Here is a 14651-nt window from a genome sequence, read left to right as displayed (position 1 = left end):
GCGTACCGCCACCCGCACCGCGCAAGCCGTGGCACGGCGACCCCAGGCGGCGCGCCAGCTGTCGCAGCCGCTGGTGCGGGTGGCCGTTCGCACCGCCTGGGCCACGCCGCGCACCGCGGCGCGACGCACGGCGGGCGCGGCGCGCGCGACCGAGGGGAGGGCGCGGCGGAGCACCATGCCGGCCAGCACCGGCGCGGCGGCGTCGATCGCATCCTCGTCGAGTCCATCCACCAGTTCGTCGAAGGTCTCATACTCGTCGGCGCCGTCGGCGAGCATGCGCCCGGCCACATTGGCGATGCGCCCGATCAGCTGCGCTTGTGGAAGAGGAATCATGCTGGCGATCGGTCCCACCACACGCGCGGCCTGCCCAATGCCTTGCCCCACGCGGCGCGCGACATTGACCGCGCCGCTCGCCATGCGCCGCAGGCGGCGGAAGAACTCGTCGGCGTCACCGGCTTCCATGGCATCGGCCACGGCGTCCTCCATGCCGTCCAGTTCGTCGTAGGCGGCCTCGTATTCGTCGACGGAGTCGATGCCGTCCACGTCCTCGTAGGTATCGCCCTCGTCCTCGCCTTCGTCATACTGGGTCGCGCCGCCTGCGAGCACGCGGCCGACGAAGTTGTCCTCGCCTTCATCCCATTCGTCGTAGCTGTCGTTGCCCTCGTCGGATTCGTCGTACCCGTCGTCGTGCATCAGGTCCATCGCGCTGCCTCGAGTGGGGCCCTCGGCGGCTTCATCCATCAGCTCGTCCATTACATCGGCCTCGAATCGGTCCATGGTGTGCTCCTTGGTGTGCGGATCAAGTTGATTGGCTCAGCGGGGTGCGACCGTCAGCGTCACAGGTCCGCCGAAGTGGAAGGTCCGGGCTCTTCTCTGCCGGATGGTGCGCACGCCGCGGCCGATGCCTGTGGGGCGGGCCATCGGCGCAGGGGGAGCGGGTTGCGCCAGGCGATCGAGCATGCGGGGATTGGCGACGACGCGGCGCGCGGCCTGGGGCAGCCCACGGCGCAGCGCCCGTGCGGCCTGGTTCGGCGGTTGCTGGCGTTGGCGTGCGACGCGGGTGGCGGCGCGCGCCAGCGGTGCCAGGGCGCGTGTGGCCCCGGGTCCGCCTGCGCGCACCAGTTCGCGTGCCGCGCTGGCGACGCCGCGCACGAGTTGCCGCCGGCCCGCGGCCGATAGTTGCGCCACATTTGACAGGCCGAGTCCGCGCGCGGCGGCGCGCGTGGCGAGCGCCACCGCTGCGGGCAGGGCCTCGTCGATGCCGTCGTTGGCATAGAGATCGATCATCGCGTCCATGCCTTGGCTCGCGCTGGCCTGCGAGGCGAGCAGTTGGCTGATCTGCGCGAGCATGTCCTGCGTGCCGCCGCCAAGGGTGCCGAAGGCGCCCGCCTGCCGGCGCGCCTGGCGCGCCGCGTGGCTGACGTCCCCGGCAAGGCGGCCAGCGGTTTGCAGGCCGCGCGCAAGGTTCGGCGTGCCCAGCATGCGCGCAAGGGCGGCCGCCGCGTTGGCGGTGGGGGAAGCAGCCTGCGCCACCCGGCCCACCTGTCCCGCCACGCGGCCCGCCCTTCGTGCGACGCCCTGCATGCGTCCGGCCTGGCGGCTTATCACCCCGGCCGCGCGGCCGAGGCCGCCCAGCAGGCGGCCGAGAAATTCGTCGTCGTCGGCGGCGTCGAGGCCGTCGGCTACTTCTTCCTCGAAGGCGTTCCATACGGCCATCTGGTCGATGTGGTCGCCGATGTCGGTGTCTTGCGCGGCCGCCATATCGGCCGAATCTGTCTCGTCCGTGAAAGTATCGTCGCCCCCGTCCTGGTCAAACGGGGACGCGGTCCGCGCGAAGCCCGATTGCAGCCCGGCATGATCGGCGGCGTCGTCGGCCGTGTCGCCGTAGTCCGTGCTACTGGCGTATTCGTCCACGCCGAGGTCTTCCATCAGGTCATTGTCGAATTGGTCGCTCATCGCATGCCTCCACGCGGCCGTGTGTCATGCCGCTGTCATGGCCACTCTAGATGCGGCGAGGTGCCCGCCGCATCGCCCGATGCCTCTGGCACGGCGGGATTCGCGCGACCGGCCGGGCGCGACAGGACCGGCGCATCGGGGTACGGCACAACGGGCCCGCAAGGCGGGGCGTGCCGACTTGCCGTAGCCGGAATGGGGTAGCCTGCTTGCGCTCTCGCTTTTTCCTTGCAAAGTCACCGGCCATATGCCAAAACAAAGAAGTTTCGAGCGGCCTGTGTCAGGGAAAAGTGCAGCGGGGGCACTGCAGCATGACTCAGGGAACGCAGCTTGTCAGCGCGCATGGATACGAATGCGGACTCGAAGCCGGCAGTTGAGCTGTGCCGTCATGCGGGCATCCGGCGTGCCGTTCGCTCGTCGTCGTGTTGCCAGGCGGAACGACAAGAAGGAAAAACCATGCTTCACAGATTCCGCCGGGGCGCGCTGCTGGCACCGTACAGCGCATTAGGGGATTTGCCCACGGCCGGGTACGGGGCGGCGGCAATCCGGTCGGGCAGTTGGGGGAGAGAGGTCTGCGAGGTCGAACTGGGCGGCCGGCGATGTCGGTTGCTGCAGGTAGGCGGCCTGCGTGCGCCACGCGGGGGGGCGTACGGGGAAGGCGAGATTACCCAGTTCGAGTTCGAGGGGAACTATTACGCCCTGATCGCTGATCCGGTGGCCGTGCCGGCGGCCGCGCCGCTGCCGGCCGGCGAGCCGCGTCCCGCCGTCCCCGATGTGCGAAGCGTGTTGACCGTGCGCGAACTGCAGATCGTGCAACTCGTCTGCATGGGCTATTTGACTAAGCAGATCGCGGGCCGGCTTCATATCAGCGAATTTACCGTCCGCTCGTATCTCAAGACGATCTACTGCAAACTCGGCGTCCGTTCGCGCGCGGCGATGGTGTTCTGCTATATGCAGGCATGCGCTGGAGGCGCGGACGGCGCCCAAACCTGACAGCGGTCCGGTATCGGCTAACCGGAAGGGACGACACGAATTTTCAGGCAGACATCGAGGGGTGCACGAAAGACTGCATTCACAGGAACCCGATCGAGAACCAAGGCACCAGCGTCAGCAGCAGCAAGGCCACCAGCAGCGCCGCCATGTGCGGCCAGACCCGCGGCATGGCCACGTCAGGCGAAACCCGCCCGATGGCGCAAGCCGCGTAGAAGCCGACGCCGAACGGTGGCGCAAACAGGCCCAGGCCCATGGCGAAGATCACCACCATGGCGTAGTGGACTTCATGCACGCCGACGATCTTTGCGATCGGGAACAGCAGCGGGCCGAACAGCACGATGGCCGGGATGCCTTCAAGCAGGCTGCCGAGCAGGACGAATGCCAGCGCCGACACCAGCAGGAATCCGGTCTTGCCGCCCGGCACGGCGGACATGATCTTCACCAGGTCGTCGGCAAAGCCCGATTGCGTCAGTGCCCACGCCATGGTGGTGGCGCAGCCGACGATCAGCAGGATCGCGCCGGACAGCGCAGCGGTATCGACCAGCATCGGGTAGATGCTGCGCCAGTGGAAGCGCCGGTAGACGAAGATGCCGGCGAGCACTGCGTAGAAGATGCCGATGGTGGACACTTCGGTCGCGGTGGCCACGCCTTCCACTACCGCGGTGCGGATGATCACGGGCAAGGCCAGGGCCGGCAGGGCCACCAGCAGCGATTTCACGATCACGGCGCGCGTAGGGCGTACCACCGTGCTCATGTCTTCCTTGCGCGCCTGGAACCAGACCACGCAGGCCATCATGACCAGGCCCACCGCCGCCGGCATCAGGCCGCCGATGAAGAGCGAGGTGATCGACACGCCGGTGACCGATCCCACCGTGATCAGCACGATGCTGGGCGGGATCGTTTCGGACATCGCGCCGGACGCCGACAACAATCCGATCAGGTCGCCGTCCCTGGCGCCGCGCTGCTTCATTTCCGGGAACAGCGCGGGCGCGACCGCGGCCATGTCGGCTGCCTTTGCGCCGGAGATGCCGGACACGATATACATGGCGCCGAGCAGCACGTACTGCAGGCCGCCGCGTACATGCCCGATCAGGTTGGCGAGGAAGCTGATCATTGCGCGCGCCAGTCCGGTCATCTCGATCAACGCGCCCAGGAAGACAAAGAGCGGCACGGCGAGCAGGATCAGGTGCGACATGCCTTCCTGCATGCGGTTCGGGACGATCGACAGCGGGGTCGTGGTGGTGAAGGCCAGGTAGCACATGGTGGCCAGGCCGAAGGCAAAGGCGATCGGCACGCCAATGGCGACGCATGCCACCAGCATCAGCAGGAAGAAGATCACCAGGTTGATGTTGCCGAGTTCTGCCAGCACCGGGGACAAGGCCCACAATATTGCCCCGATCACGCCCACCGCCACGCCGCTGACGAGAACCCGCTTCCAGTCGGCCTGCGCGACCAGCCGGATGACGGCCGTCGCCAGCATCAACAGCGCGCCGGCGAGCACCGCCGCGGAGCGATAGCCTTCACTGATCTCCAGCGTTGGCGACGAGACCTCGATGTGTTCACTCAGGTGCTCGTAGGCCGGCCAGACCAGCATCAGCAGGAACGCCACTACCAGCCACATGCCGAAGGCATCGAGCCACGCGCGCCTGGCCGGTGCCAGGTCCTTGATGAAGGTGGTCAGCTGCATGTGCGCGCTGCGCTGCAGCGCAATGATGGCGCCCAGCATTGCCAGCCAGAGGAACAGCATGCTGGCCAGTTCATCGGTCCAGGGGATGGGCGCATGCAGGACATAGCGCGCGAACGCACCACGGCCCAGGATGGCGATCTCGGCAAGCACGATCAGCGCGGCCGGAATCTCCACGACCCAGCGCATGGCGCGGCCCCAGAAGGCAAGGGCGGCGCCTGGTTCCTGCGGTGCGGCAGCGAAGGTTTCGGCAGTGTGCTCCATCGTCGTGTCTCCATGCGGCACGCGCTGAGGCGCGGCTTCTCGTTCAGTGTGGTGGTATGGCGTCAGGCCAGGCGGCCCGCGTATTTCTCGAGCCTGGCCCAGGCTTCGTCGCCGTACTTCTTCTTCCACTCGGTGTAGAAGCCGGCGCTTTGCAGCAACTGGCGGAAAGGCGTGGGATCGGGCCGGTTCAGCGTGATGCCCAGCTTGCCCAGTTCCGCCTGCGCATCGACATTCAGCCTGGCGATGTCTTCACGCTGGCGCAGCGCCGCGCTGTTGAAATGGGTGGCGATGGTCGCCTGCACTTCCTTCGGCAGCGCCTGGAATTTCCTGGCGTTGCCGAAGATGAAGTGGCCATCCCAGGTATGCGCGGTGAGCGAGCAGAACTTCTGGACTTCATAGAGCTTGGCGCTGCGGATCAGGGCGAGCGGGTTTTCCTGGCCGTCCACCACTCGCGTCTGCAGCGCGGAGTAGAGCTCGCCGAACGGAATGGCGGTCGGCGAGGCGCCAAGCGCCTTGAACATCGAGATCCAGAGCGGGATGCCGGGCACGCGGATCTTGAAGCCCTTCAGGTCCGCAGGGGTCTGAACCGGCCGGCTGGCCGAGGTGATATTGCGGTAGCCGTTGTCCAGGCACTTGTCGAACACGTGCAGGTTGACCTTGCCCAGCGCTGCCCGCACGTGCGCCCCGACGTCGCCATCCATGGCCGCCCAGACCGTGGCGTAGTCCTTGAAGGCAAAGGCGACGCCGTTGATGCCGGCGGTCGGCACCAGCGTCTGCAGGTTGGTGCCGGCAGTGGACATGAAATCCATGGCTCCGGCGCGGGTCTGCGAGATCATGTCGGGCTCGCTGCCCAACTGGCTGGCGGGATACACCTGGAGATCCACCTTGCCGCTGGTGTCCTTGCGGATGGCCTCTGCCGCTTCCTTGATGCGCAGTGTGCCCGGGTGGTCCGCAGGAAACGCCGTGCCGTATTTGAGCCGGATGCTGGCGCCCTGGGCAAAGCCGTGACGTACCGGCAATGCGAGCGCGAGACTGCCGGCGGCCAAGGCGCCGAACTGGCGGCGTGTCAGGGAGAAGGTCATGGTGATGTGTGCTCCTGTATCGAAAGATCTGGCGCCTTATTGGCGCGGCGGCATGGACAGCAATGCCGCCGCGCCGCGGTTTGCCAGTACCGCCAGGTAAGCGGCAAGGCGGGCGGCAAGGGGCGCAGGCCACGGCGTGGTGCCAAAGACGGCGGCATGGCCGAGCGCCTGGCGCACGGCATCGGCGTCGCAGCCTGCGCTGCGCAGGCGCTCGGCCAATGCGGCGGCGCCGGGGTCGCTGATCGCAAGTACCTCGCCGTGGTCGCTGCGGCCGGTTCGCAGGTAATGCAGCCACATCGCCAGCGCACGCTCAAGGAATTGCCGTTCGACGCCCGCGCTGCAGCTTTCGCGCAAGGCGGGCAGCCAGCGCACGGGGATCTTCTGCGTGCCATCCGTCGCGATCTGCGCGGTCAGGTGGGCGAGGGCGGTATTCTCGAAGCGATGCAGCAGGTCGCGACAGTAGCGGTCGACGTCATAGCCTGGCGGCGCCGCAACGGTGGCGCGCAAGTCTTGCATCACGCCCCGCGCGAATGCGGCGGCAGCGGGATTCGCCATGACGTCTGCGATGCTGGCAAATCCTCCAAGCTGACCGGCATAGGCCATTGCCGAATGGGTGCCGTTGAGCAGGCGCAGCTTCATCGCCTGGTAAGGCCGGACATCGGTCGTCAGCAGCGCGCCACCGGCTTCCCATGCGGGCCGTGGCCCCGCAAAACGGTCTTCGATGACCCATTGCGTGAAGGGCTCGCACACGACGGCGGCTTCGTCGCGCACGCCGAGCAGCCGGCTGGCCAGGTCGAGCGATGCTGTGCTGGCGGCCGGCACGATCCGGTCGACCATCGAATTGGGCAGTGCGATCTCGTCCTCGATGCGCCGTGCCAGGTCTGGATCGGACAGCGCCGCGAACTGTGCAAGCAGCCGACGCAAGGTGTCGCCGTTGCCCGCCATGTTGTCGCAGCACACCACGCTGAGCGGGGCGCCGCGCGGCCGGCGGCGTATGCCCGCCGCAAGGATGCCGAGGGTGCTGCGGGGGCGCTCCGGGTTGGCCAGGTCGTGGCGGATGTCTTCATCGCCGAGGTCGAGCCCGGTCGTGGACGGATGCTGGCTGTAGCCTTTCTCGGTCACGGTGCTGGTGACGACGGTGACGGCCGGGTCAGCGATGGCGTCGATCACCTGCTGCAGGGCCTGCGGCGCATACAGCGACGCAACCACGGCACCGACGATCCGTGTGTGGCTGGCATCGCCATGACGCTCGGTGACCGAGTAGAGATGGTCCTGGGCTTGCAGCGTGTTGCCCGTGGCGGGGCTGCGCAAGCTGACGCCGATGATTCCCCACCGGGTATCGCCCTGCGCCAGGGCGGCTTCGGTGTACAGCGCCTGGTGGGCGCGGTGGAATGCACCCAGACCCAGATGCACGATGCCCCGGCCCAGGCCGGAGCGATCGTAGCGAGGACGCTCGACCCCGGCACGCACCTTGAGAAGGGCTTCTTGTGAGAGGCGCTGATGGCGTGCTGCCGTGGCGGAAATGGGCTGCATATCGACAAAGGATCACATTTCTATGTTTACTGCCATGGTAGTGCGGCGGTTTTGTGCACTGTAGCGTCGAGTAATTGGCGAATCCATGCGGGTTTACGCCGAACCATGGGGAAAACGTCGACGTGCTACCATGGCAGTAACACACAAATAACCGACCCCAAATGCGCGCCTCTCGTATCTCGCTTGTTCGCGAAAATTCCCAGGAAGCCTTCAATGCCGAAGAGGTCCTGGCCCGTGCACTGGCTGGATTCCAGCTGGAAAAGGACCGTTCCTACACCGCCCAGGTCCATGCGATGCTGCAGCGAGCCATCGTGCGCGGCACGCTGCCCCCGCGCATGGCGCTGTCGGAGGCGGCGATCTCCCAGGCGATCGAAGTCAGCCGCACGCCGGTGCGTGAAGCGCTGGCCATGCTGGCCGACGAGCAGCTGGTGCAGATCTACCGGCAGGTCGGCACCATCGTCGCGCCGGTGCGCACTTCGCTGATCGAAGAGGGGCGCTTCGTGCGCTGCACGCTGGAGTGCGCCAATCACGTGCAACTGGCGCTGTCCATCACGAGCGAGCAACTGGCGGAATTCGGCAGCATCGTCGAGCGCCAGCGCGCCGCCGTCGCCAGCAACCAGACCGATTTGTTCTCGGAGCTGGATGAACTGATGCACCGCAGGCTGTTCGAGTTTGCGGGCAGGCACAACGTGTGGGCCATGCTCGAGCCCATCAAGCGGCATTTCGACCGGGTGCGCTGGCTGCTGCTGGGCCGGGTGGCCGACCACGCCAGCCGCGCGCTGCAGGAGCACGAGCAGATGCTGGCGCAGATGGCGGCGCGCGATGTCGCGGGCCTCGGGGCCAGCGTCGCTGCGCACATCAACCACATCACCGAGCATCTCCAGGCGTTGCGCAAGCAGGCGCCGGAGAGCCATTTCACTGACTGACCTCGCGGGGGAACGCGACTTGAAGATCGAATCTGTACAGACCATTGTCACCTGTCCGGGACGCAACTTTGTCACCGTCAAGGTGATGACGGATGAAGGCGTCCATGGCCTGGGCGATGCCACGCTCAACGGACGGGAACTGGCGGTCCAGGCCTATCTGGACGAGCACGTGATCCCGTGCCTGATCGGGCGCGATCCCCGCAACATCGAAGACATCTGGCAATACCTGTATCGCGGCGCCTACTGGCGCCGCGGCCCGGTCACGATGACCGCCATCGCCGCCATCGACATGGCCTTGTGGGATATCAAGGGCAAGTTGGCCGGCATGCCGGTGTACCAGTTGCTGGGCGGCAGAAGCCGGCAAGGGCTGATGGTGTATGGCCACGCCAACGGACGCGACCACGCCGAGGCCGTGGAGGCCGTGCAGCGTCATGTGGAGCAGGGCTACAAGGCCATCCGCGTGCAGTCCGGCGTGCCCGGCCTGGGCAAGGTGTATGGCGTGGGCAAGGGTGGCGGCCATTACGAGCCTGCCGAGAAAGGCCTGCCGCCGGAAGAGCCCTGGGATACATCGCTCTACCTGCGCCATACGCCCGAACTGTTCCGCAAGGTGCGCGATGCCGTGGGTTTCGGGCCCCACCTGCTGCACGACGCCCACCATCGCCTGACGCCGATCGAGGCCGCGCGGCTCGGCAAGGAACTTGAGCCCTTCAGCCTGTTCTGGCTGGAAGACGCCACGCCGGCAGAGAACCAGGAGGCGTTCCGGCTGATCCGCCAGCACACCACGACGCCGCTGGCGGTGGGGGAAGTCTTCAACTCGGTCTGGGACTGCAAGACGCTGATCAGCGAGCAACTGGTCGACTACATCCGCGCCACCATCGTGCATGCGGGCGGCATTACCCATGTGCGGCGCATCGCGGACTTCGCAGCCATGTACCAGGTGCGGACTGGGTTCCATGGGGCGACCGACCTGTCGCCGGTGTGCATGGCGGCCGCGGTCAACTTCGGCCTGTGGGCGCCCAACTTCGGCATCCAGGAGCTGATGCCGCACAGCGAACTGACTGATGCGGTCTTTCCCCACAACTACCGCTTCGAAGACGGCTACCTGGTCATGGACGAGGTGCCGGGCCTTGGTGTCGATATCGACGAAGCACTGGCCGCAAAGTATCCCTACGAACGTGCCTACCTGCCGGTTGCGCGGCTGGCGGATGGCTCGATGTGGCACTGGTAGCCGGAGTTTCCGATGCTCAGCATTGTTGTCGAAGAACCCAACAGCATGGCCGTGTGCGAGCGGCCAATGCCGGAGCCCGCTGCCGGCGAGGTGCGCGTACGCGTGCGCTATGCCGGCATCTGCGGTTCCGACCTGCATATCTTCCGCGGTCACAATCCGTTCGTGGCGTATCCGCGCGTCATCGGCCACGAGTTCGTCGGCACCATCGATGCCGTGGGTGCCGGGGTTGATGCGTCGCGCATCGGCCAGCGCGTGGTGGCGGATCCGGTCATCAGCTGCGGACAATGCCATGCATGCCGGATCGGCCGCCAGAACGTGTGTAGCCGGCTCCAGGTGATCGGGGTGCACCGCGACGGCGGCTTCAGCGAGTACGCCTGCGTGCCGGCCCGCAATGCCTATGTGATTTCGGACGGCATGCCCGAAGCCAGCGCTTCGGTGATCGAGCCGTTCGCGGTGGCGGCCAATGTCACGCACCGCACCGGCGTGCTTGCGCAGGATGTGGCATTGATCTATGGCGCGGGGCCGGTCGGCCTCAACCTGATGCAGGTCCTCAAGCGCGTCCATGGCCTCCGCGCCTACATCACGGATCACCTCGACGAGCGCCTCGCGCTCGCGCGGCAATGCGGTGCCGGAGAGGACGAGGTCATCAACACCGCGCGCGAACCCATCGAACAGGCGCTGGCGGCGCGAGGCGTGGAAGGCGGTCCGACACTGATCTTCGATGCCGTATGCCATCCGGCCATCCTGGAGGAGGCCGTGCGCATTGCGGCACCGGCCGGGCGTATCGGGGTATTGGGCTTTTCGCCGACGCCATCGGCGATCCCGCAACAGGAACTCACCAAGAAGGAATTGACGCTGTATGCCTCGCGGCTTAACTGCGCGATGTTCCCGACGGTGATTGACTGGATCGCGAAAGACCTGGTCAATCCCGGGCAAATTGTCACGCACCACGTCGATTTTCGCGATGTTGCCGGCGCCTTTGCACTGGCCGAGGGCAATCCGGGCGAATGCTGCAAGGTGCTGCTTGACTTTGGTCATGGTGGCTGACATGGCGGACTTCGAACTCATCGGGTTTCCTCACGCAGGTGAGTTGCCGGGCGTACGGCGCAACTTGCATAACCTGGCCCAGCGCTCGGCAGCCAGGCGGCAGGCGGATCGTCGCGAGCTGGAACAGACGTTGGCGCGGCTCACAGGGCGGGGTGTCTGAAGCGCCGACCCTTGCGTAATCAGCAGGTGGCGCTTGACGCGCATTCTCTCTTCGTTCACCTTATGTCCCCGGCATGGCCGGCGTCCCATTGCCGGCGCCGGGCTTTGCGCGGCGATCGCGCCAGTGCAGCCCGCGGGCGAACAACAAAAGGTGACCAAAGGGAGACCATCGCAATGAGCAAGCTACTGCTCGGACCCGTGCTGTCGTTTCGTGGCCTCGGAACGGATGGCTCATGGAAGGTGACGGCGCTCATCGGCATCGAAGATCAAGCCAGGGTTCCTCAGGTCACCGTGGAGGGCCGCAAGGCCGGCAAGCCGGTGATCCTGCTGCAGCATGCGGGCCACACCTATCTGCGCTACGACTTGTCCTGCAAGCTGCGCAAGAACGAACGGCGGGTACCGTACAGCATCGAAGGTGTCGGGGAAGCGTGGCACTTTACCGTGCCCGGCAAGGGCTACGCGCCGCGCATGGCCTATGTTTCGTGCAACGGATTCTCCGACCCGAGCGGCATGCGCAAGCTGGTCAAGGCTGAGAATGCGGTATGGGCGGACTTGCTGTGCAACCACGACAAGGACATCCGTCCGGCAGGCTATGAGCTGGACAAGGAGCAGCTCTGGCACGAGGCGCGTACCCATGACCAGGGCAACCAGCGCTTCCATCTGATGCTGATGGGCGGCGACCAGATCTACTTCGATTCGATCTGGGAAGACCTCAAGCTGCTGAAGCGCTGGATCGGGCTGACGCGCGAGGAGCAGCTGCAGTACCCGGTGGACGCTGACCTCGAGAAGGAAATCGAGGACTACTATTTCAAGCACTACAGCGCGCGCTGGCTGCCTCATGCAAGGTCAGGATGGGGTAGCGCAGACAAGCCGCTCGATGCTGCCCAGGCCATGGCACGGATCCCCACGGTGATGATGTGGGATGACCATGACATCTTCGACGGCTGGGGTTCCTATAGCTCCGAGATGCAGCGCAGTCCGTTGTTCCAGCGGCTGTTCTTCCATGCGCGCCGGGCCTTCTGGGTCTTCCAGATGCAGCATGGTGTCGAACAGCTTCCCGACCTGGTGCCGCGCACTGACGTCAGGGTCCGGTCTGACGATCCATTGTTCGAGCCGGTCAAGTGGTCTCAGGTGCTGTCCGGCGACAAGCTTGCGCTGCCGTTGCTGGACGAGCAGCCGGGGTTCACGTTCGCGCATTCGGCTGGCCCAGTCGGCCTGATCGTTGCCGACCTGAGGACCGAACGATCCCAGGAACAGGTGCTTGGACCCGGTACCTGGGGCGCACTGCAGCGGTGGCTGTCGGGGATCGAATCGGGCCACGCCGCCAACCCTGGCGGCATCAATTGCCAGCACCTGCTGCTGATGTCTTCCGTGCCCGTGGTGCATCCCAAGCTGTCGCTGGCCGAAGCCTTCCTGGACAACTTTGGCCAGGATCATGTGCTCGACAGCAGTGCCGATGACCTCAAGGACCACTGGACCCACGACGACCACGAGGGCGAGAGGAAGCGCCTGGTGGAGACCTTGCTCAAGACCGCCAGCCAGAAGCAGCTGCGGGTCACGATCATCTCTGGCGATGTCCATGTCGCGGCCTGGGGTGTCGCCTACAGGAAAGATGTGGGGCCGAAGGACAACTGGGCGCAGATACAGCAGCTGACCAGTACTGCCGTGGTGCATCCCTCGCTGGTCGGGGTCATGGAGCGTCTGTTCTTCCATGTGCTGAACAACGTCGCTCAGTCGAAGCAGGCGCTTGATGTCAACCTGTCCGCGGAAATGATGCTCTTTCCCGGATCCAACCGGTACGTGATGCCGGCCAGGAACTGGCTTGCGATCGAGGTGGACCGGGGCACGGACAACCCGAACGGCTGCAAGCTGTGGGCGACGTGGCGGTGCGAGACCAAGGCGGCGTTCACCAATCACCTGCTGGCTACCGATCCGGTGAACTTATAATCTGGATCGAGTCAGAGAGTAGGGCGGGGCGGCGTGTTCAGGCATGCTTGCCCATGCCTCGCCGATTCAAACCCCATCCTCGGAGGATTCAAGCCATGCGCCATTGATGCCGCCGTCTGCATGACGGCCAGTCTCCACCGCCCCCAAGCAGGGGGAGTTCCTGGCATCCCTGGAATCCCGCATGTCAAATCCCAAGCTGACGCTGGAAAGCGTTTCCTACGTCCTGCCCGACGGCCGGACGCTCTTCTCTGAACTGTCCGAACAATTCGACGATCGTCCCACCGGCCTGGTCGGGCGCAACGGTATCGGCAAGTCCGTGCTGGCACGCATCCTGGGCGGGGAGCTGGAGCCCTCCGCGGGGCGTTGCGTGCGGTCGGGCAGCGTGCATTACCTGTCCCAGCAGGCCGCGCATGCCGTGCAGACGTCGGTGGCCGGGCTGGCTGGCGTGCAATCGGTGCTGGATGCGCTGCAGCGCATCGAGGCCGGCAGCACCGCGGCGCAAGACTTCGATGACGTCGGCGAGCACTGGAACATGCCGCAACGGCTGCGGCAGGAACTGGAGCGCAATGGCCTGGGCCACCTGCAGGCGGACACCCCGGCGAGCACCCTGAGCGGCGGCGAAGCCGTGCGCGTGGCACTGACCGGTGCGTTGCTGTCGGATGCCGATTTCCTGATCCTCGACGAACCCAGCAATCATCTGGACCGGCCGAACCGGCTGGCGCTGATCGCGCAACTGCAACGCTGGCAGCGCGGCCTGCTGGTGGTCAGCCATGACCGGCAGTTGCTGGAGGGCATGGCGCGCATGGTCGAGCTGTCGTCGCTCGGACTGCGCAGTTATGGCGGCGGCTATTCGTTCTATGCGCAATGCAAGGCGCAGGAGCGCGAGAACGCCCTGCAGCAGCTGGATCAGCGCAAGCTCGAACGCAAGCGGGAAGAACAGTCGCTGCGTGCGCAGCGTGAACGCCAGGAGCGGCGGCAGGCCCGTGGCAACCGGCAGGCGCGCGATGCCAACCAGGCCAGCATCCTGCTGGGCCGGCAGAAGGAGCGCAGCCAGGCCTCGGCGGGCAGGCTGCGCCTGCAGCAGGCCGCCACGCGCGAAGCGCTCGATGCGCGCGTGCACGACGCCGCGCAACAGGTGGAGGGCGATGCCGCGATCGTATTGCTCGCGTTGCCTGTCAGTCAGGCCGCGCAACGCCGCGTGGCTGAACTGGACGAGGTCGACCTGCCGTTCGTGCCGGCCGCCACGCGCCGCATCAGCCTGATGCTGACGGGCCAGCAGCGCGTGGGCGTCGTCGGCCCCAATGGCTGCGGCAAATCCACCTTGCTCAAGCTGCTGGCCGGCCAGTTGCAGCCGCTTGCCGGCCGCTGCGCGGTGCATGCCGAGCGCGCCTACCTCGACCAGCAACTGGCCGGCCTGCTGCCGCAGCGCTCAACCATCGAACAGATGCTGGCCGCCAACCACACCGCCGGGGAGGCGGCATTGCGCACGCGGCTGGCGCTGCTGGATCTCGATGCGCAGAAGGTCACCGCGCCCAGCGGCCTGCTCAGCGGCGGCGAGCGCCTGAAGGCCGCGCTGGCTTGTACCTTGTATGCCGATCCGCCGGCACAGCTGCTGTTGTTCGATGAACCCAGCAACCACCTGGACCTGCCGTCCGTGCAGGCGGTGGAGACGATGCTGCGCGGCTATCAGGGCGCACTGGTGGTGGTGTCCCACGACGATGTGTTCATGGGCAGCCTGGGGCTGACCCATCGCCTGGCGGCAACGCCGGACGGGTGGAAGCTGGAACCCTGGTAGGCGGTCTATTTATACCCGGATGATATTGACATCGGATTTT

At 66.2% G+C, this 14651-nt stretch carries 11 protein-coding genes; 6 read left to right on the top strand and 5 right to left on the bottom strand.

The window, feature by feature from the left end; genetic code table 11:
• Both AC3WLE_RS29785 and AC3WLE_RS29780 read right to left on the bottom strand, forming a co-directional pair.
• Positions 1-777: hypothetical protein (locus AC3WLE_RS29785; protein WP_492363609.1), on the bottom strand; the 777-nt coding region annotated here is incomplete at its 3' end.
• A gap of 36 nt (positions 778-813) precedes the next feature.
• Positions 814-1956 (bottom strand): hypothetical protein, encoded by a 1143-nt coding sequence (locus AC3WLE_RS29780; RefSeq protein ID WP_492357406.1) that lies wholly within the window; start codon positions 1954-1956, stop codon positions 814-816.
• 453 nt (positions 1957-2409) lie between these two features.
• On the opposite strand from AC3WLE_RS29780, the gene AC3WLE_RS29775 reads away from it, so the two are divergent.
• On the top strand, positions 2410-2946 hold the full coding sequence (locus tag AC3WLE_RS29775) for a response regulator transcription factor (RefSeq protein ID WP_492317783.1): 537 nt from the start codon (positions 2410-2412) through the stop codon (positions 2944-2946).
• Positions 2947-3025: 79 nt separating this feature from the next.
• Here the strand turns inward: AC3WLE_RS29775 and AC3WLE_RS29770 are convergent, their stop codons facing one another.
• The 3 genes from AC3WLE_RS29770 to AC3WLE_RS29760 all read right to left on the bottom strand — a co-directional run bounded on the left by AC3WLE_RS29770 (position 3026) and on the right by AC3WLE_RS29760 (position 7509).
• Positions 3026-4894 (bottom strand): TRAP transporter large permease, encoded by a 1869-nt coding sequence (locus AC3WLE_RS29770; RefSeq protein ID WP_492357405.1) that lies wholly within the window; start codon positions 4892-4894, stop codon positions 3026-3028.
• A gap of 62 nt (positions 4895-4956) precedes the next feature.
• The gene (locus tag AC3WLE_RS29765) at positions 4957-5976 is read right to left on the bottom strand and encodes a TRAP transporter substrate-binding protein (protein ID WP_492317781.1); all 1020 of its coding nucleotides are present in this window, start codon (positions 5974-5976) and stop codon (positions 4957-4959) included.
• A 36-nt stretch (positions 5977-6012) separates the two neighbouring features.
• Positions 6013-7509, bottom strand: a complete 1497-nt coding sequence (locus tag AC3WLE_RS29760) for a mannitol dehydrogenase family protein (protein ID WP_492317780.1) — start codon at positions 7507-7509, stop codon at positions 6013-6015.
• A 161-nt stretch (positions 7510-7670) separates the two neighbouring features.
• Between AC3WLE_RS29760 and AC3WLE_RS29755 the strand changes: the two genes are divergently transcribed.
• From AC3WLE_RS29755 to AC3WLE_RS29735, 5 genes are all read left to right on the top strand, one after another.
• On the top strand, positions 7671-8435 hold the full coding sequence (locus AC3WLE_RS29755) for a GntR family transcriptional regulator (protein ID WP_492357404.1): 765 nt from the start codon (positions 7671-7673) through the stop codon (positions 8433-8435).
• 19 nt (positions 8436-8454) lie between these two features.
• Complete coding sequence (gene manD / locus AC3WLE_RS29750) at positions 8455-9663, top strand: D-mannonate dehydratase ManD (protein WP_492317778.1); 1209 nt, start codon at positions 8455-8457, stop codon at positions 9661-9663.
• Positions 9664-9675: 12 nt separating this feature from the next.
• A complete protein-coding gene (locus AC3WLE_RS29745) occupies positions 9676-10710 on the top strand; it encodes a Zn-dependent oxidoreductase (RefSeq protein ID WP_492357403.1) in 1035 nt (344 codons plus the stop codon).
• Between the two features lie 327 nt (positions 10711-11037).
• Positions 11038-12816: an alkaline phosphatase D family protein gene (locus AC3WLE_RS29740; protein WP_492357407.1), complete on the top strand. Its 1779-nt coding sequence runs from the start codon at positions 11038-11040 to the stop codon at positions 12814-12816.
• A gap of 181 nt (positions 12817-12997) precedes the next feature.
• Positions 12998-14611: an ABC-F family ATP-binding cassette domain-containing protein gene (locus tag AC3WLE_RS29735; protein WP_492317776.1), complete on the top strand. Its 1614-nt coding sequence runs from the start codon at positions 12998-13000 to the stop codon at positions 14609-14611.
• Positions 14612-14651: the final 40 nt, after the last annotated feature.

The organism is Cupriavidus sp. FW306-1B-F12B (assembly GCF_058781795.1).
The sequence above is the reverse complement of the archived record's forward strand: the minus strand, read 5'-3'. Positions and strand labels throughout refer to the sequence as shown.